Origin of the sequence: Mycobacterium sp. M23085, from assembly GCF_045343915.1 — a bacterium.
Classification (GTDB): Bacteria; Actinomycetota; Actinomycetes; order Mycobacteriales; family Mycobacteriaceae; genus Mycobacterium.
The window spans coordinates 4,892,374-4,913,884 of record NZ_CP174280.1 but is presented as its reverse complement, the minus strand read 5'-3'; the positions used below and the strand labels follow the sequence as shown (position 1 = coordinate 4,913,884).

The following is a 21,511-nucleotide window of genomic DNA, read 5'->3' as shown; positions in this document are numbered from 1 at the left end:
CCGTTAGATCTCAATTCGACCCTGTCGCCGCAGCCGATTCCGCGTCGGTGGATTGCGAGCGTGACTCCGACTCCGCGTCGGGCAGCTGATCTGCCAGATACTCGGCGAGCCCGCCGATCGTCGGATAGTCGAACACCGCGGTCGCGTTGATCGTGAACGCGCCACCGAATTGGCTGTGCAACCGGTTGCGAAGTTCGACGGCCATCAGGGAGTCCGTGCCCAGGTCCAAGAACCGACTGGTCGCTGCGGGTGGTTGGGCGAGCCGCAGGAATCCCTGCACTTCGCGCTGCAGGAATTCGGTGACGAAGCTGGCGCGCTGCGCCACCGGTATTTCGTAAAGTTGCCGGAGCAATTCGCTGTCGCCGGTCGCTTCCCCGGCGGCGCTCGGCAACACGAGGTCGAGAATCGGTGGGCGAGAAGCGCCCAGCAGCTTCGCGGCGCGTTGCCAGTTCGCCTTGATGACGGTCGCCTGTCCGGTTCCATTGGCGACAACCTCGGCGAGCGCATTGAGGGCGGCCGTCGGTTCCAACGGAATCAGGCCCTGCGCACCGATATTGGCGCGTGCCGCCTCCGAGGAGGCCATACCTCCTTGTGCCCAGGGGCCAAAGTTGACCCCCGTCGCCGGCAAGCCTCGCGCCGTTCGCTGGGCGACCAGCCCGTCGAGCAGCGCGTTGGCCGTCGAGTAGTTGGCTTGGCCGGGGGAACCCAGCAGGCTGGACACCGAGGAGGACACGATGAAGAAGTCGAGATCATCGCTTCTCGTCATCCGGTCCAAATGGCAAGCACCGAATGCCTTGGGCCCCAACGTCGTCCGGAAACGCTCCAGGTTTTGCTGGGACAGCAGGGCGTCGTCGAGCACGCCCGCCAGATGCGCCACCCCCGCGAGCGGAGGCAACTCCGCGCGGATCCGCGCCAGCAGCTCTTCGACTTGCGCCTCGTCGCCGACATCGGCCGCGAAGGTGTGGATGCGGCACCGATAGCGCTCGACGATGTCGTCAATTGAGCGTTGCGCGTCGGCGTCGGGCGCACGCCTGCTGGTCAGCACGAGGTCACCCGCTCCGAGTTGGGCCAGATAGGCCGCCATGTGCAGACCGATTGCACCGAGTCCACCGGTGATGAGATAGGTCCGATCAGCGCGCGGCTGCAGCGGGCCCGGCATCTGCAGCACGATCTTGCCGATATGCCGCGCTTGCTGCATGCGGCGAAACGCCGTCTTCGCCTCGGACAGCGGGTAGATCTCGGCGGGCAGCGGCGTCCACTCGCCGCTGGCCAACCCGTCCGACACCTCGGTCAGCAGCCGCCGAATGTGCTCCGGCTCCTGCACGCATGCCCAGTCCAACGCGACGATCTCGTAGGCGATATCGGGACGGGCCGCCGTCATCTGCTCGCGCGTCCAGATGTCTCGCTTGGCGATCTCGACGAACCGGCCGTGTTGGGCAGTCGCCCGCACGGTCGCCTCGATGAACCCTTCGTTGGTCAGGCTGTTGAGCACCACGTCGACGCCGGCGCCCTCGGTGTCGGCGAGGATCTGATCGGCGAAATCCGTTGTGCGCGAATCGTAGACATATTCCACGCCCAACTTGCGCAGTGTCGCACGTTTGTAGGTGCTGGCCGTCGCGAAGACGATCGCACCGTGCAGTTGCGCCAGCTGGATGGCGGCCAATCCGACCCCACCGCTGGCCGCGTGAATGAGCACCCGGTCACCGGGCTTCAGCGCCGCCCAATCGAACGCGAGCCGGGCCGTCAGCGCGGCGGCGGGGATGGTGGCCGCCGCGACTGCGCTCAGCCCGTCGGGTATCGGCGCCAGCAACTGGACCGGCACATTGAACCGGCTGGCGAACGCACCCTGCATGAAGCCATAGACACGTTGGCCGACCTCGAGTCCGGTGACACCCTCACCCAATTGCGTGACGGTGCCGGCGAAGTCGCCGCCGAGCGGGCCGGGATCGCCCGGGTAGAGGCCCAGCACATTGAGCACCTCCCGGAAGTTCAAACCGCCGGCCTCAACCCGGACCTGCACACAGCCCTCGGCCGGTGTCGACGCTTCTTTCTCGATCAGACGCAGATTGTCGATCGCGCCCCGTTCGGTCGGAGCCAGCACGTAATCGGTTCCGCGCGGCACCGTGAGATGGCCGCTGCGCGCCCACGGCAGCAACCGCGACGCCAACAACTTTCCTTGCCGCACTGCCAGTTCTGGTTCGTCGAGCCGCGCCCTGAGCAGTCCGGCCAGCGAATGCACGGCCTGCGGCGAGCCATCGCAATCGACCAGCCTGCAACGCAGGGCCGGTTCCTCGTTGAGGACGGTGCGCCCGAGGCCCCACAGCGCCGCCTGCACCGGATCGACCGGCTCGCCGGATTCGGTCGCCACCGCCCGTTCGGTGATGATCCAGAGCCCGTCGGGAAGTTGGGCTGCCGCCGAGTCACCAGCGGTCTGCAAGGTGTGCACCGCACTGAGCAGATGGGCGATCTCGGTTTCCAGCCGCCGCGCAAAATCAGCGCTCGATTCTTCGGCACTCGGTCCGCAGGCGCGCCAGACGATGCCGGCGAACGGCACGTCACGCTCTCGGGCCTGTGCCAACAACTGCGCCAGGGATTCCGGATCCGCATTCCGGTCAAAGGTGGTGCAACCGGGCAGATCGGCCGCCAGTTCGTCGAAGCCGGCAATCAGCCAGCTGCCGTTCGCATTTGCGGCGGCCTCGGCATCATCACTCGACGGCTGAGGCGGCACCTCGTGCCAGCCCAGGGTGTACAGCAGCCGGGTGGCATCGCCGCCGAGTCCACGCAACAGCGCCTCGCGGGGCGCGCGCTTGACCGTGAACTCGCGAATTCCGCCCAGCAGGCGACCGTCCCGATCGACGAAATCGATGTCGAAGACCTGTGTTTCGCTGTCGAGGGGGCTGGCGCGCCACTTCCCGCGGCAATAGAACCGTCGTGGCATCTTCTCCCGCAGTGACACTTGCCCGTACCGCAACGGCAGCAAGAGATCGTTGATCCCCTGTTCGGCCGCGAGCAGGGCCGGGAACGCTGGGAAGACCACGCCGGTACACAGATCGAGCAGCACCGGATGCATCGGCTCGGTGCCCAGGTGCTCGGCGAGTTCCTCGCCGACGGTGACATCGCCGATCGCCTCGCCGTCGCCGAACCACAGCGATTTGAGGGACGTCGACCAGGTAGTCCCCCATTCCAACTCGCTTTCGGCGAAGCTCTCGAACAGCAACTGGGGACGGCTGCGCTCCAGCCGCTCGATCGCCGCCTCGATGGAGTCCGCCGGGTCAGCGGCCGGCTCGTCATCGACACCGGTGACGACGGTGCCATCGGCGTTCAGCGCCCATTCGGCGTCGGCGACGCCGTAGGGGCGGCTGTTCACCCGGAAGCTCCAGCCGCCACCCTCCTCCAGTGGATGAAGGCTCAGCTGCACTTCGCGAGAAGCCTTCTCCGGCAAGATGATCGGCTCATAGAAATACACGTTTTGCACGCGCCCCGGCGCCCCGACGGCGGCCAGGGCCATCGCCGCATACGTTGCGCCCGGGACGACGACGGTGCCATAGATGACGTGGTCGGCGAGCCACGGCTGCGACTTGACCGACAACCGGCTGGTGTAGACGGAGTCGCCGGAGGCGAGCTCTTTCGCGCTGCCCAGCAGCCCGGATGCCGCAGCACCCTGGCCATCGATGCCGGCGATGCCAGAAGCCCTGGGCCAGAAGCGCCGGTGCTGGAACGGATAAGTGGGAAGTTCGAGCCTGCGGCGCGGTTGACGGTGCAGCGCAGCGAAGTCGGGCCGGTGACCGCTGACGTACGCCGCGGCCAGCGCCTCCGCGATCTGGCGCCGGTCGTTGACGCCCTTGCGCAGGGAGACGATCGCGCGCGGCGCGGCCAGATGTTCCGGCCAGACCTGCACCGCGGCCCCGGTCAGCACCGGTTGCGGACCGATCTCCATCACCACCGAGCATCCCAGCGCCGCCGCGGTCCGTACGCTCTCGGCGAACTGCACCGGCTGGCGGGAATGCCGTCGCCAGTATTGGGCGTCCAGTGGGGTATCGGCGGTGAGCACGGCACCGGTGCGGTTGCACACCAGCGGCAGCGTCGGTACCGCGAAATCCAAATGTGCTGCATATGCTTCGAATTCGCCGAGCACCGGCTCCAGCAGCTCCGAGTGGAAGGCGTGGCTGGTCTCCAGCCAGCTGCAGCGGATCCCGTCACTGCCACCTCGGGCGACGATCTGTTCCAGATCCGCGCCGGGACCCGACAGCACCGTGTTGGGGCCGTTGTAGGCCGCGACCGACACCCGGGGGAAGTCGTTCGCGATCTCCTCGACGTATTTGGGGTCGGCGAACACCGCAACCATTCGCCCGCCATCGGGCAGGCTGCCGAACAGCCGGCCCCGCTCAGCCATCAGCCGTGCCCCGTCCTCGAGGCTGAAAACCCCGGCCACGCACGCCGCCGCATACTGACCCACGCTGTGCCCCAGCACCACGTCGGGCTCGACGCCCCACGACTGCCACAGCCGGGCCAGGCCCATTTCGACGGCGAACAGCGCGGGCTGCGCAAAGGAGGTGTGCCGCAGCGTCTTTCCGGCTTCACCACCGGTCTCCCGGTCGGTCGCGAAGAGCACCTCCAGCAACGGACGCGCCAGCATCGCGTCGACCGCGTCCGCGCAGCGCGTCACCGTTTCGGCGAAAACCGGCTCTGCGTGAAACAATTCGCGTGCCATCCCGGGGTACTGGCTGCCTTGCCCGGTGAACAACCATGCCGTCGTCGGCGGCTCCGTGCACTCACCACGCACCACCCCGGGCCGCATCCGGTTCTCGGCCAGGTCGGCGAGCGCCTCGCGTGCGCTCTGAACCGAGTCCACCACCACCGCGGCCCGGTGCTCGAAATGCGAACGTCCGGCCCCGGCCGTCAAGCAGACATCGGCGATGTCGGCCTTCGGGTGGGTGTTCAACCATTCCTCGTAGCGCCGCGCCAATGCCACCAGGGCTTCCGGGGATCGCGCGGACAGCGGCAGCACGTCGGCCGGCTGGTCATGAACGTTCGTCTCCGCTGCCGCCGCGCGGTCGCCTGGGGAGTATTCGTCGTCGGTCGGCGATGACGCGGGCGCCTCCTCGATCAGCACGTGTGCGTTGGTGCCGGTGAACCCGAAAGAACTGACGCCGGCACGGCGCGGCCTGCCGTTGGCCTGCCACGGAATCGCTTCGTCCACGACCCGCACCGGCAGCGAGTCCCACGGGATGTGCGGCGACGGTGTCTGGAAGTGCAGGCTCTGCGGCAGCACTTCGTGCTGTAGCGACAACACGACTTTGATCAGACCGGCGATGCCCGACGCCGACTCGAGGTGGCCGATGTTGGTCTTCACCGAACCGATCAGCAACGGCCGGTCCACGTCACGGGCGGCACCGTAGGCGGCCCCGGCGGCCTGCACCTCGATCGGATCACCCAGCGCGGTGCCGGTCCCGTGCGCCTCGAGGTAGTCGATATCCTCGCCGGCCAGACCGGCGCGAGCCAACGCCGCGGCGATAAGACGTTGCTGCGCACCACCATTGGGCACCGTCAAACCACTGGAAGCGCCGTCCTGATTGATCGCGCTGCCCGGGATGACCGCGCAAACCCGATCGCCGTCACGCACCGCATCGCTCATCCTTTTGAGCACCATGATCCCGCAGCCCTCGCTGCGCACATAGCCGTCCGCGGAGGCGTCGAAGGTCTTGCATCGCCCGACCGGAGACAGCATCCTGGCACGCGACGCGGCGATGGTGGATACCGGACTCAGCAGGACGTTCACACCACCGGCCAACGCCAAATCGCAGTCGCCGGAATGCAATGCCTGGCAGGCCTGATGGACGGCCACCAACGACGAACTGCACGCGGTGTCGACCGCCACCGCCGGTCCTTCCAGCCCGAGTGCGAAGGCGACCCGGCCCGAAATGGCATTGAGCGCGTTGCCCGTGATGAAGTGGGGCTCGATTTTCTCAACCGAGTCGGCGGACAGCAGATGCGAATACTCGTTGGAGCCCACCCCCACGAAGATCCCGCTGCGGCTGCCGCGCAAGGCCCCCGGCGAATACCCGGCACGCTCCAAGCCCTCCCACGCAGTTTCGAGCATCAGCCGTTGCTGCGGATCCATCCAGACGGCCTCGCGCGGAGAGATACCGAAGAATTCCGGATCGAAACCGTCTATCCCGTCGAGGAATCCACCGAAACGGCTGTAGATCTTGCCCGGAGTGTCCGGATCCGGGTCGTAGAACTCATCGATGTCGTATCGGTCGTCGGGGACTTCCCGGATCGCATCGACACCACCGGACAACAGCTCCCAGAATGCTTCGGGATCGGCCGCACCGGGAAAACGGCACGCTACTGCGACGATTGCGATCGGCTCATCCGTGCGCGTCGTCACTACCGGGGCCGGTCGCGTCCCCGGATCGGCGGATGGCTGCTGGCTGAGCCCGAGCACGTCGCCCAGCAGATAATCCGCCACGTCGGACAGACGTGGATAGTCCATCGCCAGGGTGGCCGGCAACTCCTTACCCACCCCTTGCTCCATGCGGCGCCGCAGCTCGACGGCCATCAGCGAATCCATGCCGAGATCGAAGAAGCCGGCGTCGCCGCGGATCTCCGCTACATCGACTCGCGTCACCTCCGCTACCGCGCTACGCAGGTAATCGGTGATGAGTTTCTTGCGCTGCTGCACCGGAGCGTGGCTGAGCTGCTCGACCAGTTGCGTCCTTCCGGACGCCGTCGGGCCGGAGACGGAATCGGGAACTTCGCTTGCCAACTCAGCCAGCAAGGACCGCTTCCCGGCCTGCTGATAAAGCGGCAGGAAACGGGCCCAGTCGATTCGCGCCACCACCCCTTGGGCAACGTCCGGCGCGGCCGAAGCCGCCATGACGTCGGCCAGGCCCGCCAGCGCATCGGCAGGTGATAGCGTCTTGACCCCGCGTTCAGCCAGTCGCGCCCGAGCCGTCTCGTCGGCCATACCCGCCGACCAGGGACCGAAATTGACGCTGATCCCCGGCACGCCCTGCTCGCGCAGCCGCCAGGCCAACCCGTCGAGGAATGCGTTGGCCGCGCCGTAGGCCGTCTGACCGAGCCCGCCCCAGACCGAGGCGATCGATGAAGTGCTGAGGAAGAAGTCCAGCTGCAGGTCGGCGGCCGCTTCGCTCAAATGCCAAGCGCCCCAGACCTTGCCGGCGAACACTCTGTCCACCTCGGCGTCGTCCAAGGCCCGCAGCGCAGTGGTACCGATCTCGCCCGCCGCATGGACGATGCCTGCCAGCGGCAGTTCGGCCTGCACATTGCCCAGCAGCCGCGCGACGTCGTGGGCGTCGGCGACGTCCGCGGCGACCACCCGGACTTCGCATCCGTGCTGTTGCCGTAGGGCATCGATGCGCTGATGGGCGGCGTCGCTGGGCGCGCGGCGGCCGGTCAGCACCAGATGCCGGGCGCCGTGTGCGGCCAGATACCCGGCGACTTCCAGTCCGATCGAACCAAGCCCACCGGTCACCAAATACGTTGCATCCTCACGCAATGTCAGCGGTGTTGCGGCAGGCTGCCCGCGTCGCCGGACCAGCCGGGGAACATAGACGTCTTGGCCACGCAGCGCGATCTGGTCTTCCCGCACGGCCGAGGCGCGTGGTGCCGCCGCCACCTTGATCAGCCGCGACCACTCGTCGGCACCGCCCTGCGCCACGTCCGCCAGTCCGCCCCACAATTGCGGATGCTCCAGCGAGGCGGCGCGACCGAACCCCCATAGACAGCTCTGATCCGGGAATACGGTGTCGGCGTCAGTGACTCGTTGCGCGCCGCGGGTGACCATCCAAATGGGTTGGCGCAGTTCGGCGGCCGCCGCGGCCCGAAAGAGTCGCCGCGTTCCGGCCAGTACCCGGTGCTGCATCCGCAGCAGCGATCGCATCGACGGCGCGGTAACGGAATCGAGGGCGCCGACGTGCACGATGCGTAGCGGCGCCTCGTCTGCCGCGGCAGCGCGCAGCACGTTCTCGAGCCGCTCCTCGTCGGCGTCGGTGGTGGGCAACGCCCCCAGAATCCGGGGCTGGTGCCCACGCGCGGTGAGCGCGTCGACCAGAGGCTGGGCGGCATCGTCATCGCCGACCACAAGCCAGGTGGATTCCTCGTCGGCTTCCGCCTCGGAGAGCGGCACCGCGGCCTTGTCCCAGCGTATCTCGTAGCGGTCATCCGAAATGGTCTGGCTCTTACGCTGTTGATTGTGCTGCGCGGCAAGCTTTGTCAGCACATCGAGGGTGTTTTGGTCACCGTTCGTGCCATCGAGCAACGCGGCGAGCTCCGCGATGCGGTTGTCCTCGAGAAGTCGGACGGCGTCGGTCCGCGGGGCAGTGGCCTGGCGGGCAGAGGGCCGGACCCGCTTCTCGCGGAACCAGTACTGACGATGCTGGAACGGATAGGTGGGCAGGTCGAGCTTTCGCGCCGGTTCCCGCCGCACCGCACCGAATTCGGGCACGTGCCCCAGGACGTACGCGTCGGCAAGGGCTTCGGTGATCTGGCGATGGTCGGCGGTGTTTCGACGCATCGACGCGATCGCCCGCGGTGCGGTGGCGGGGTCAGGCCATGCCCGCAGTGCTGCGGCGGTGAGAACCGGTTGCGGGCCGATCTCGAGCAACACTTTGCAACTCAGGTCGGCAAGGGTCCGCACGCTCTTGGCGAATTCCACCGGTTGGCGGGCGTGGCGACGCCAATACGCCCCATCGAGTTTCACGCTCCTGCCGAGCGCGGCGCCGGTGCGGTTGCACACCAGAATCCGTTGTGGCGAGCGGAAATCGAACCGGTTCGCATACGACTCGAACTCGTCGAGGATCGGATCCAGCAGTGACGAGTGGAACGCATGGCTGGTGTCCAGCCAGTCGCAGCGGACACCGTCTTCCGTCAACCTGGCCACCGCCCGGTCGAGATCCTGCGCTGGTCCCGACAATACGGTGTTGGCGCCGTTGTAGGCGGCAACCGACAGGCTCGGGAACTCGTCAGTCAGCGCCTCGACCCGCTCGGCGGCGGTGAACGCCGCGACCATCCGACCGCCCGCGGGCAAACTGCCGAAAAGACGGCCGCGCTCGGCCATCAGCAGCGCCCCGTCCTCGAGGCTGAACACACCGGCGACGCAGGCCGCCGAATACTGGCCGACGCTGTGGCCCAGCACCACGTCGGGTTCGAAGCCCCACGACTGCCAGAGGCGGGCCAGGCCCATCTCCACCGCGAACAACGCGGGCTGGGCATAGCTGGTCTGCCGCAAGGTCTCTTCGCTGCCCGGACCGTCCGCATCGAAAATGACTTTCAGCAATGGTCTTTCGAGCACATCGGCAACCACTGCCGCGCAGCGGGTCAGTGTCTCGGCGAACACCGGCTCGGTGTCGAACAGCTCCCTGGCCATGCCGGCGTACTGGCTGCCCTGACCGGTGAACAGCCACGCCGTCTTGGGTGCGTCATCGGATACACCGCGAACCAAACCGGGTGCCGGCCGGTCATCGGCCAGCGCGCCGAGCAACTCACTGGCCGATTCTCTCGAATTCACCACCAGCGCGGCCCGATGTTCCAGGTGTGCCCGCCCCACCCCGGTGGTCAAGCGCAAATCGGCCAGCGTGGCGTCGGGGTTCGCGCTCAACCAATTTCGGTATCGCTCGGCGATCTGCACCAGCGCGGCGGGTGTCCGCGCCGACAGCGGAAGAATGCTGAACCGCCGGTCGTCGGTCCGGTCGGCAAAAACCGGGGCGACGGCGGCCTGGGCCACCTCCTCGGGCGCCTCCTCGAGGATGACGTGCGCGTTGGTCCCGGCGAACCCGAACGAACTGACTCCCGCAATACGCGGCCGACCGTTCCGTTCCCATGCGGTCGCCTCTTTGACGACCTGCACCGGAAGGCGGTCCCACGGAATGTGCGGAGACGGATCGCGGAAGTGTAAGTGCTGCGGCAATAACCCGTGCTCGAGCGACAGGATGACCTTGATGACGCCCGCGATCCCGGCGGCCGCTTCCAGGTGCCCGATGTTGGTCTTCACCGAGCCGATCAACAGCGGCTTACTCGCCTCGCGCCCGGCGCCGAGCACCGCGCCCGCGGCCTGGGCCTCGATCGGATCGCCCAGCGACGTCCCGGTCCCATGTGCCTCCAGGTATCCCACGTCCCCGGGTTCGATGCCGGCGCGCCGCAGCGCCTCGGCGATAACCCGTTGCTGAGCAACGCCATTCGGCACCGTCAAACCGCCCGATGCGCCATCCTGGTTGATTGCACTGCCCCGGATCACGGCCCGAATCCGGTCACCGTCACGAATCGCGTCTTCGAGCCGCTTCACGACGATGACGCCACAACCTTCGCCGCGCACGTAGCCATCCGCGGCCGCATCGAAAGTCTTGCACCGGCCGTCGGGCGCGAGCATGTGCGCGTGGGAAAAGGTGATCATGGTCGCCGGTGTGAGCAGGGCGTTTGCGCCGCCGGCCAGCGCGAGGTCACATTCGCCCAAGCGCAGCGCTTGGCATGCCTGGTGGATCGCCACCAACGACGAGCTGCAGGCGGTGTCGACGGCGACCGCCGGACCCTGCAGTCCCAGCCGATAGCTGATCCGGCCCGCTGCCGCGGCGGACGACGTCCCGATCGCCATATAGGCCTCGATCTCGGCGTACGTCAGCTCGTCGGACGCCATGCCCAGGTAGTCGTGGGTGGACATCCCGACGAACACACCAGTGTTGGTGTTCGCCAAGGCCGTTGGTGCGGTGCCCGAATGTTCCACCGCCTGCCACGCCGTCTCGAGCAAGATCCGCTGCTGCGGGTCCATCAACCTGACCTCACGCGTCGACATACCGAAAAACGGCGCGTCGAAACCCGTTACGTCGTCGACGAAACCTGCCCGGCGGGTGACAACTTTCCCGGGCGCGTCGGGATCCGGATCGAAGAATTCGTCGGCATCCCACCGGTCCTCGGGCACCTCCGAAATCGCATCCCGACCCTCTCGCAGCAGCTGCCAGAATTCGTCAGTGTCCGCGGCGCCGGGAAAACGCGCCGCGTATCCGACGATCGCGAAACCGGATGCGGGTCCCATCAGACCTTCGGCGGTTGACATGCGGTTGTCCTCTCTGCTTGGGCTCGTGAGGATTCCATGCGCCATGGGCCGGCCTTCAGCGCCACGGCCGTGGTGTTCCGTACCAGATCTTTGGTCGCTCGCTGCGCACCCCGGAGCAGACAGCGTGCGGGATTTTGCTGGTGCACTGCCTCCAGCAACCGTCGTCAACTCAAATCACTTCACCACCAAGCCGGCCCGCGTTCGGAGAGCACCCCGACCCGCCGCGCCGCAGATATTCTCAAGTGCAACATTCAAATTCGCGCTTCCCGCCAGTCATCGACTGCAGGAAGGTCTCCGGTACAGGCGACGACAATACACCCGCCGGGATCGGGGAGACGGAACCTGTCGCTGCGCCGGCGACAGTCGCCTCCTCGACGTGCGTGGACCCGCTGCGGCCAGGGATGCGAACGAACCCATCCCTACCATCCGCGGCCGGCTGCGCTGCTGTCACGAAACCACGTCATCCATCACCTTCAACGGCGCTCGGCGCGAGGCAACCCGCATCCCGGATCGCGTCAACCGTCCCACCGCGCGCGATCTAGTCCAACCGCCGTGCGAAATCTTATGTCCCGCAACGGGGTTCATGTTCACGGGTCCAGACCCGTGAACATGCGATGATTTACCCGCTCTCAAAGAGCCTTGACCCGACGTCTCGACGTATCGCCCATCTCGACACTCCTCGCAAGATCAAGTATTCGCGCCGGTCCAGCCATCACTGGCTGACCGCGTGGCAGCGAAACTATCAGGTCCGTAAAACAATGTACGCATGCCGCGCCGGTTGTGCACGCGTATAACAATCAAACGGGTATCGCGCTTCTCCGCGGCGCGTCGCATAAGTATCGTCGGGTGATCGCACGAGTATCGTCAACCCTCGGCGCCGGCCCGTGTCCGGCGCCAGCCGTTTTGTCCTCACGACCGCCGGCCGTGTCGGTGAGCTGTCGCAGGCGTATCCGCGCATCTCGCCGTCGGTCACTGCGGGGAAAGTTATCTTGGTGCCGCGACCGTGGCGCCCCACCGCGGCTGTCCAGAACGAGGAGATTCAATTGCGCATCGGGAAAATCACGATCGGTTCGCTCGGCGATTGGGCGCCGACACCTGGGTCGGTCATCTCCTGGCACCCGACGGCCGCGGCCGCCGAGCGGGCGCGACAAGCGCCGGCCAGTTCGGTACCGGTCAGCTATATGCAGGGCCAGCATCTTCGTAATTATCACGAGCGGACGTCCGCCGGCCTCGACTTTTCCCGCCAGATCATCGCTACCTGCGACGTGCCCGGCCAATGCGATGTTGCCGCCATGAACCATGCCGTCAACGCATACCTGCGCCGGCATGACACGTTCCGCAGTTGGTTCGACCACACCGGTAATGGGGAGTTCATCAGGCACACCATCAGCGACCCCGCTGATATCGAATTCGCACCGATCGATCACGGCGAAATGACTGTTGACGAAATGCGCGCTCACGTGGTGTCGATACCGAGTCCGCTGGAGTGGGGCTGCTTTACCTTCGGGATCGTCCAGGGTGCTGACTGCTTTACCTTCTTTGCCGCAATGGATCATGTCCACGGGGACGCGACGTTGATCGGCACCACGATGCTCGAGGCCAACGGAATGTATGCGGCGGCGAGCGCAGGCAATGAACCCCTTGAGCTTCCCGATGCCGGCAGTTTTGACGATTTCTGCGCCGGCGAGCGCAAGTACACCTCAACGTTGACCGTGGATTCGCCCGAAGTACGTGAGTGGATTGACTTCGCCGAGAACAACAACGGCAGTTTTCCCGAATTTCCGCTGCCCTTGGGCAATCCGTCCGGGGCGAGTGCGAGCGACATGGTGTCCGAACTCGTGATGGACGCAGAACAGACGGAGCGATTCGAATCAGCCTGCACCGCGGTCGGCGCGCGTTTCATCGGCGGCCTGTTCGCATGCATTGCCCTGGTGGAGCACGAATTCACCGGCGCTCCAACGTATTACGGCCTCACTCCCCGGGATACCCGCAGGACTACGGACAATTTCATGACGCAGGGCTGGTTTACCGGCCTGGTCCCGATCACCGTGCCGATCGCCGCGGCGTCTTTCGCCGAGGCCGCGTGGGCGGCGCAGACTTCTTTCGATTCGGGTCAGCACTTGGCGAAGGTGCCGTATTACCGCGTATTGGAATTGGCGCCGTGGCTGAAGTGGCCGCAACCGAACTTTCCGGTGTCCAATTTTTTCCACGGCGGCGCCGCTCCCCTCAACGCCGTACTCGCGGCAGCCGACCTCGGTTATGCGAACAACATCGGAATCTACTCGGACGGCCGGTATTCGTATCAGCTGACCGTCTATCTGTTTCGGTACGGGGAAGGCACGGCAATGGCGATGATGTTCCCCGACGATCCGGTAGCCCGGAAATCAGTTGTCCGCTATTTGGAAGCGATGAGATCCGTGTGCGGTCGGGTCGCTGACACCGGGCATTGGGGACGCGTCGGAGAGTCTGGAGTGGTTCGATGACTCGTGGGAATTTGCGCGCTTTGACAACAGCGCCGGGTGCCGTCGCAGTATGCAAACAACCGCGCCAGCCGGGATGAGGCCGATGTGCGACGAATAGCCGATTTCGTGGTGCGCTGGCCCTGGGTCGTCATTGCGGTCTGGGCCGCCTTAGCGGTCGCCCTCCCATTGACACTCCCATCCCTGGGCGAGATGGCCCAAAAGCATCCGCTCGCCATCTTGCCGAACAATGCACCATCCAGTATCGCCTCCCGAAATATGACCGAGGCGTTTCATGAATCGGGCTCGGACGACCTCCTATTGGTGGCCCTGACCGACGAGAAGGGCCTCGGGCCCGCCGACGAAGCCACCTATCGCAAATTGGTGGGCGCGCTGCGCCAGGACACGCGAGATGTCGTGATGTTGCAGGATTTCGTCAGCGCGCCGCCCCTGCGTTCGGCCGTGACCAGCAAGGACCATAAGGCGTGGGTGCTGCCGGTCGGCGTTGCGGGCGAGTTGGGCACCCCACAGTCTTACGCCGCATTCAACCGGATCAGCGACATCGTCAAACGAACCTTGCAGAACAATCCGACCGGAACGGCCCTCACGGTGAACCTCACCGGCCCCGCGGCGACCGTCGCCGACCTCACCGTCGCCGGGAACCGGGATCGCCTTCCGATCGAGCTGGCGATCGCCGGTCTGGTGCTCATCGTCCTGCTGTTGGTCTACCGCAGCGCGGTCACGATGCTGCTGCCGTTGATCACGATCGGACTATCCCTGATGATCGCGGAGGCGGCGGTGGCGGGCTACTCGCAACTGAGCGGCTCGGGGGTCTCGAACCAGTCCATCGTGTTTCTGAGCGCGATCATGGCCGGGGCCGGCACCGATTACGCGGTCTTTCTCATCAGTCGCTACCACGACTATCTACGGTCAGGGGATGATTTCGATCAGGCGGTCAAGCGGGCGCTGATCTCGATCGGGAAAGTGATCACCGCGTCGGCCAGTACCGTGGGAATCACCTTCCTTCTGATCAGCTTCGCCCGGATGGGCGTGTTCAAGACGGTCGGAATCTCCTCGGCAATCGGGATCGGCGTCGCGTTCCTGGCCGCGGTGACATTGCTGCCGGCGATCATGGTGCTCGCCGGACCGCGCGGTTGGATCAAGCCCCGGCGTGAACTGACCGCTCGGTTCTGGCGGCGATCCGGAATACGCATCGTGCGGCGCCCCCGGGTGCATCTGGTCGCCAGTGTGCTCGTGCTGATCATCCTGGCCAGCTGCGCGAGCTTGGTGCGCTACAACTACGACGACCGTAAGGCCCTGCGGTCGTCCGCTCCGAGCTCCATCGGCTACGCCGCGCTGGACCGCCATTACCCGGTGAATCAGTCCATTCCGGAATACATCCTGGTGCAGTCGCCGCATGACCTGCGCACGCCGCAGGCCCTCGCGGACCTGGAACAAATGGCGGATCGAGTCAGCCAACTGCCGAATATCAGTGCCGTCAGCGGCATCACCCGACCCACCGGGAATGTGCCGGAACAATTCAGGGCCACCTACCAGGCCGGCGCGATCGGCAGTCTGCTGGCCGGCGGGTCCAAGATGATCAACGACCAAACCAGCGACCTCAATCGCCTGACCGAAGGGGCCGGGACGCTGGCCGACAACCTCGGCGATGTCCGCGGCCAGGTCAACCAGCTCGCGGCGAGCGTGCGCGAACTGGAGAGCGCCTTCTCATCGACAAAGAATCAGTACAGCGGCAACGCGCTGGTCGAAGAGGTCGACATCGCAGCCCGACTCGTCGACCACGTCAACTCGCTCAGCAACGCGATGGGTTGGAACTTCTCAGCCGCCAAGAACATGTTCGCCTGGATAGGCCCGGTCCTGGCAGCGCTGCAGGGCAACCCGGTCTGCGATGCCGACTCGTCGTGCAGCGCCACCCGCGGGACATTCGAGCAGCTGGTGGGTGCGCGCGATCAAGCAGACCTCGACGCGATCAACGACTTGTCCCATCAATTGCAGGAGTACCCGGACAAGCGGGCCCTGAAAGCGTCGACAGACCGCCTGCGCAGCGCATTCGCCAAACTCAGCGACGTGCTGCATTCCATGGGGATGGACCGGCCCGGCGGTCTGCAGGCCAACCTGAACTCCTTGCAGAACGGCGCAGGCCAGCTCGCCGGTGGGAGCCGGCAGGTGGCCGACGCGGTGGCTGCGCTCATCGACAAGGTCAAGCAGCTGGGCGCGGGGCTCAGTGAGTCGGCCGCGTTTTTGTTGTCGCTCAAACACGACGCGGCGCGTCCGGCGATGGCGGGCTTCAATATCCCGGCCCAGCTGCTGCGTCTGCCGGAGTTCCAGCAGGCGGCCAAGGTGTTCATCTCGCCGGACGGCCGCTCGGTGCGGTATCTCGTCCAAACCAAACTCAATCCCTTCTCCACCGAAGCCATGGATCAGGTCAATGCGATCACCGCGACGGCCCGCGGAGCCCAGCCCAATACCGCGTTGGCGGACGCCACCGTCTCGATCGCGGGATACACCGCCGGACTGAAGGACACGCGAGACTATTACCAACACGACATCCGGTTCATCATCGCGGTGACCCTGTTCGTCGTGCTGCTGACCTTGATCGCGCTGCTACGCGCGATCGTCGCGCCGCTGTATCTGGTTGCCACCGTGGTGATTTCGTATCTGTCGGCGGTAGGCATCGGCGTTCTGTTTTTTCAATTCCTACTCGGCCAGCAATTGCATTGGAGTGTGCCGCCACTGGCATTCGTGGTATTGGTCGCGGTGGGAGCCGACTACAACATGCTGCTCGTCTCGCGGATGCGTGACGAGTCTCCGCACAGCATGCGTTACGGCATCATCCGCACCCTGAGTTCGACGGGCGGCGTGATCACCGCGGCGGGGCTGATCTTCGCCGCCTCGATGTGCGGCCTCCTGTTCTCCAGCATCGGCACGGTGATCCAAGGCGGTTTCGTGATCGGCGTGGGAATTCTGCTGGACACCTTTGTGGTGCGCACCATTACGGTTCCCGCCCTAGCGGCGCTGGTGGGCCGGGCGAATTGGTGGCCGTCACGAATGAGCGTGGGGCGGCCGGTGTCGGCAACCCCGGTCCGACGCGCCGAACCAGAGCCCAGTTAGGACGCACCCGTGATGTATGTGAGACTAGAGCAGCCGAAGGGTCAGGAGTAGGGATGAAGAAACTACTCGCAGGAGTTACGGCGCTGGTAACCGTCAGTGGCGCAGGCTATTTCGGCGTCGGTACGGCAAGGGCCGACACACCCATCGGCGGCCCGCCGACACCCGGAGCGCCGGGCGACCAAACCGCCTACGCCCTCGGCGGCGCGCACGTCCTGGGCATCCCGTACGACCAATACATCCGTATGGAAGGCGCGGAGTGGTTCCCGGGCCAGCAGCGCCAAATCGTTCGCTACCCGGCGGGTCAGGTGCAGGGGCATGTCCTGGAGCGACTTTTCCCAGGCATCGGCAAGCTCGACGAATCCTTCCCGGGTCTGGGAATGGACGGCCCCAGCGTGGGCGAGTCGGTCGACGAGGGCATCAACAATCTCGACGCAGCGATCCGCACCACCGGTCGCCCCGGCACGGCGATCGGCTTGTCGGAGGGCGGGTTCGTAGTCGACGGCGAGCAGGCCCGACTGGCCAATGACCCCACCGCTCCCCCGCCCGACAAGCTCAACTTCGCAACGTTCGGCGACCCGATCGGGCAGCACGCCTTCGGCCAGAGTTTCCTGAGCGCCATGTTCCCGGTCGGCAGCGTCGTGCCCGCACTGGACTACCGCATGCCACCGCCGTACGAGAGCCAGTACGACACCGACAAGTTCGTGGCCGCCTACGACTCGATCGCGGACTTCCCCGACCGGCCGGACAACTTGTTCGCTCTGGCCAACACTCTGCTGGGCCTCGCCACGGGTCACACCGCGGTGGCGTTCACGAACCCGAGCATGGTCCCGCCGCAGAACATCAGAACGACGGTCAACTCCCGGGGCGCCAAGGTCACCACGATCATGGTCCCCGAAAAGCACCTTCCGCTGGTGATGCCCCTGGCCTACATCGGGATCCCGGAGGACACGCTGAACAAGCTCGACGCAATCTTGACTCCCCGGGTGAACGCTGGCTATTCGCGAAACGACGACCCGGCGACCGCACCGGTTCAGGTGGACCCCGTGCACGGCTTCGACCCAGCGGCCGTCACGGCACCGGCCAACCAGGCGACATTCGGCGGCGGCGCTGACCCGTTCTCGCAGATTCTCAGCGGCGCCATGTCCGTGTTGTCGCACGGCGCAGGCGAAGCCGACCACTGAGTCCGAGCCCCGCAAATCGACTATCAGTATGGACGTGATGTGACGCCTATGTCCCAGTCTTCTATTCTCTCGATGCTGCACGGCCGTGCCAGCATGCGGCCCAATGACATAGCGTTCACGTTCACCAATTACGACGACGACTGGGCGGGTGTCCCCCAGAGCGTGACGTGGTCGCAGTTGTCGCGCCGCACCCTGAACCTGGCACGCGAACTTCACGTGCACGGGTCCGTCGGAGACCGGGCGGTGATCCTGGCCCCCCAGACACTGGACTACGTTGTGGCGTTTTTGGGATCCATGCAGGCCGGGCTCATCGCGGTGCCGCTTCCGTTACCGCACCGCGGCTCGAGTCACGAGCGGGTGAGCGGTGTCCTCGCCGATACGTCACCCTCAGTTGTCCTGACAACGTCCGCGGTCGCGGAGGACATCACCGAATACGTTGATGAAGCACGGCTGGACACTCTTCCCAAGATCGTCGAAATCGATTCTTTGCACCTCGATGTCGATGGCGGAACAAGCGTTCGGACGGCCGATCTGCCCAGCACCGCGTATTTGCAATACAGCTCGGGCTCGACACGCCAGCCAACCGGCGTCATGATCTCGCACCGCAACCTCCGCGTGAATTTCGAGCAGTTGATGCGTGGCTTCTTCGCGGATTCCGGGGTCACGGTCCCGTCAGATCTGACGATTGTCTCGTGGTTGCCCTTCTACCATGACATGGGTTTGGTGCTGGGGGTCTGCGCCCCGATCCTGGGCGGCTACCGCGGCGAATTGAGCAGTCCGATTTCGTTTTTGGAGAGGCCGGCCAGATGGGTGCGATCGTTGGCCTGCAATCCTCATGCGTGGTCGGCGGCGCCCAATTTCGCCTTCGACCTGGCCGCCCGCAAAACCACCGACGGCGACCTGGCCGGACTCGACCTCTCCGGCGTGCTCGGCATCATCAGCGGTGCCGAGCGCGTGGAGCCGGCCACGCTGCAACGTTTCGTTGACAGGTTCGCGCACTTCAACTTTCGCGACCACATGGTGCGTCCGTCATACGGTCTGGCGGAGGCGACCGTCTTCGCGGCGGCGGGTACCTGGTGTGATGCATCGGGCGCGGTGCATTTCGACAGCGGGGAGCTGTCCGCCGGCCGCGCCCGGCGATGTGCGGCCGGCACCGGCACGGCGCTGGTCAAATACAAGATGCCGCAAACGCCGACGCTGCGGATCGTCGACTGCGACACAAACCGGGAGTGCCCGCAAGGCACGATCGGCGAGATCTGGGTGCATGGCGATAACGTGGCCGACGGCTACTGGCGCAAAGCGCCCGAGGAGCAGCGCTGTTTCGGCGCAACGCTGGTCGAGCCGTCGCCGGGCACGCCCGAAGGGCCGTGGCTGAGAACCGGAGATCAGGGCTTCAGCTACGACGGCGAGCTGTTCATCGTGGGCCGGATCAAAGATCTGCTGATCATCCAGGGGCGCAACCACTACCCGGAGGACATCGAGGCGACAATCCAGGAGATCACCCGCGGCCGGGTCGCGGCGATATCGGTCCCGCTGAACAGTACCGAGAAGTTGGTCACCATCATCGAGGTAAAAAAGCGGGGCGAATCCAACGAGGAGACGATGCACTGGTTCACCGGCGTCAAAAGCGATGTCACCTCCGCGATAGCCAATACGCACGGGTTGAACGTCGGGGACCTTGTCCTGGTGCCACCGGGATCGATCCCCACCACTACCAGCGGCAAGATCCGCCGCGCCGCCTGTATCGAGCAGTACCGGCAGGAGCGGTTCGTCCGGCTGGACGCCTGAACCGTCCAATTGCGGGCGTGCAGCCGTATCGATGTTGATCACCGTCCTGGTAATGGCCGTTGCCGTGGCCGTCGAACCTTTCCGCATCGGCATGACGGTGCTCATGCTGAACAGGCCAAGACCGGCGCTGCAGTTGCTCGCTTTCTTGGCCGGCGCTTTCGCGATGGGAATGACGGTGGGCCTGGTGGTCTTGTTCCTGCTTCGCCGCGCGCTGACGGGGTCAACCTACTTCACCGTGCCGATGGTTCAGATCCTAATCGGGTTCCTGGCGTTGGCGGTCGCCGTCGCCGTGGCCGTGGACATCCCCGGAAGACTGGGCCCGCACCCGGCGAGATTGACGACGCCGGGCCAACGGTTTCTGCGGGGACATTCGTTGTCGGTCGCGGGAATCGCCGGTCTCAGCATCGCATTACCGTCGGTCGACTATCTCGCCGCGCTAGCGCTGATTCTGGCCTCGGGTGCGGCTGCCCCGACACAAATCGCAATGCTGTTGATGTTCAACGTCGTGGCCTTCGCGCTCGTGGAGCTTCCGCTGCTGGCCTATTCACTGGCGCCCGAGACAACCGCCAGGTCGATGAAAGCGTTGCACAACTGGATTCGATCGCGGCGCCGCCACGAAGTCGCGCTCCTGCTTGGCGCGGCCGGCTGCCTGTTCCTCGCGGCCGGCACGGCCGGACTGTGACCACCGGCTCGCGTGCAGGTGGGCCGGCCTGAACATAATGAGTCGATCGCACGGCAAAGGAGCCCGCATGAAAACGACCAGTCCATCCCGTCCCCTGCGGGTCATCCAATGGACGACCGGCAACATCGGCCGGCGTTCGCTGCACGCCATCATCGGGCGACCCGACCTGGAACTGGCCGGGGTGTATGCGCATGGCGCCGACAAGGTCGGTGTCGACGCCGCAGAACTGGCGGGCTGGCCGGAACCAACCGGTGTGCAAGCGACCAACGACATCGACGCGCTGTTGGCCCTGAGCGCCGACGCCTGTTGCTATAACCCGTTGTGGCCCAACATCGATGAATTGGTGCGGCTACTGGAAGCGGGCGTCAACGTATGCACCAGCGCCGCGTGGATCACCGGCGGCAAGCAGACACCGCAGGACCGCAAACGCATCGAGGATGCCTGCCGGAAGGGCAATTCCACGATCTTCGGCAGCGGCGCTCACCCGGGGATGACGAACATGGTGGGCATGGTGCTGTCCGCCTCGTGTGAGCGCGTCGACGAGATCCGCATCACCGAGTCGGTCGACTGTTCGACCTACGAGTCTGCGGAAACCCAGACGGCCATGGGGTTTTCGCAAGATCCCGACACCCCGGGATTGGCCGAAAGCGTCCGGCGGGAAAGCGAGGTCTTCGCGGAATCGGCCGCGATGATGGCCGACGCGATCGGGGCGAAGCTGGACAAGATGACCTTCGACGTCACCTTCACCGCGGCGACCGACGACTCCGATCTGGGCTTCATGAAGATTCCCGCCGGGACGGTCGGCAGCGTGTACGGCTATCACCGCGGCTGGGTCGGCGATCGCAACGTCGTCAGCGTCGGATTCAACTGGACCATGGGCAGTCACGTCGTCCCGCCCAAGCCGCTCGAGCACGGCCACGTCATCCAGGTGTTCGGGTTGCCCAACATGCGCACGGTGTTGCACTGCCTGCCACCCAAGGATTGGACGGAGCCCGGGTTCATGGGGTTGGGAATGATTTACACCGCGATGCCGGTTACCAACGCCGTCCCGGCGGTGGTGGCCGCCGAGCCCGGGATCGTCACGCTCGCGGATTTGCCGCCCGTCACCGGTCGGCTGGCGCCCTAGCGGTATGCGGTTCGCCACAACTGGCGTCCCCCGGGAGGAACGCTTGCGTGCACTAAGGTTAGTATCCCTAAC

7 protein-coding genes are annotated in these 21,511 nt (G+C 65.7%); 6 read left to right on the top strand and 1 reads right to left on the bottom strand.

The window, feature by feature from the left end; all coding sequences use genetic code 11:
* Positions 1-10: 10 nt before the first annotated feature.
* On the bottom strand, positions 11-11,071 hold the full coding sequence (locus ACIUM1_RS23015) for a type I polyketide synthase (protein WP_406814829.1): 11,061 nt from the start codon (positions 11,069-11,071) through the stop codon (positions 11-13).
* Between the two features lie 1,043 nt (positions 11,072-12,114).
* On the opposite strand from ACIUM1_RS23015, the gene ACIUM1_RS23010 reads away from it, so the two are divergent.
* The 6 genes from ACIUM1_RS23010 to ACIUM1_RS22985 all read left to right on the top strand — a co-directional run bounded on the left by ACIUM1_RS23010 (position 12,115) and on the right by ACIUM1_RS22985 (position 21,439).
* Positions 12,115-13,554, top strand: coding sequence for a condensation domain-containing protein (locus tag ACIUM1_RS23010; RefSeq protein WP_406817823.1), 1,440 nt, complete (start codon positions 12,115-12,117; stop codon positions 13,552-13,554).
* 84 nt (positions 13,555-13,638) lie between these two features.
* Positions 13,639-16,662 carry an RND family transporter gene (locus ACIUM1_RS23005; RefSeq protein WP_406814828.1) on the top strand — a complete coding sequence of 1,008 codons (3,024 nt, stop codon included), beginning with the start codon at positions 13,639-13,641 and terminating at the stop codon, positions 16,660-16,662.
* A gap of 53 nt (positions 16,663-16,715) precedes the next feature.
* Complete coding sequence (gene pe / locus ACIUM1_RS23000; protein WP_406814827.1) at positions 16,716-17,843, top strand: acyltransferase PE; 1,128 nt, start codon at positions 16,716-16,718, stop codon at positions 17,841-17,843.
* 48 nt (positions 17,844-17,891) lie between these two features.
* Entirely contained in the window at positions 17,892-19,631 is a 1,740-nt protein-coding gene (locus ACIUM1_RS22995) for an AMP-binding protein (protein ID WP_406814826.1), read from the top strand.
* A 31-nt stretch (positions 19,632-19,662) separates the two neighbouring features.
* A complete protein-coding gene (locus tag ACIUM1_RS22990; RefSeq protein WP_406814825.1) occupies positions 19,663-20,313 on the top strand; it encodes a GAP family protein in 651 nt (216 codons plus the stop codon).
* Between the two features lie 67 nt (positions 20,314-20,380).
* A complete protein-coding gene (locus tag ACIUM1_RS22985; RefSeq protein ID WP_406814824.1) occupies positions 20,381-21,439 on the top strand; it encodes a dihydrodipicolinate reductase in 1,059 nt (352 codons plus the stop codon).
* Positions 21,440-21,511 lie beyond the last annotated feature (72 nt).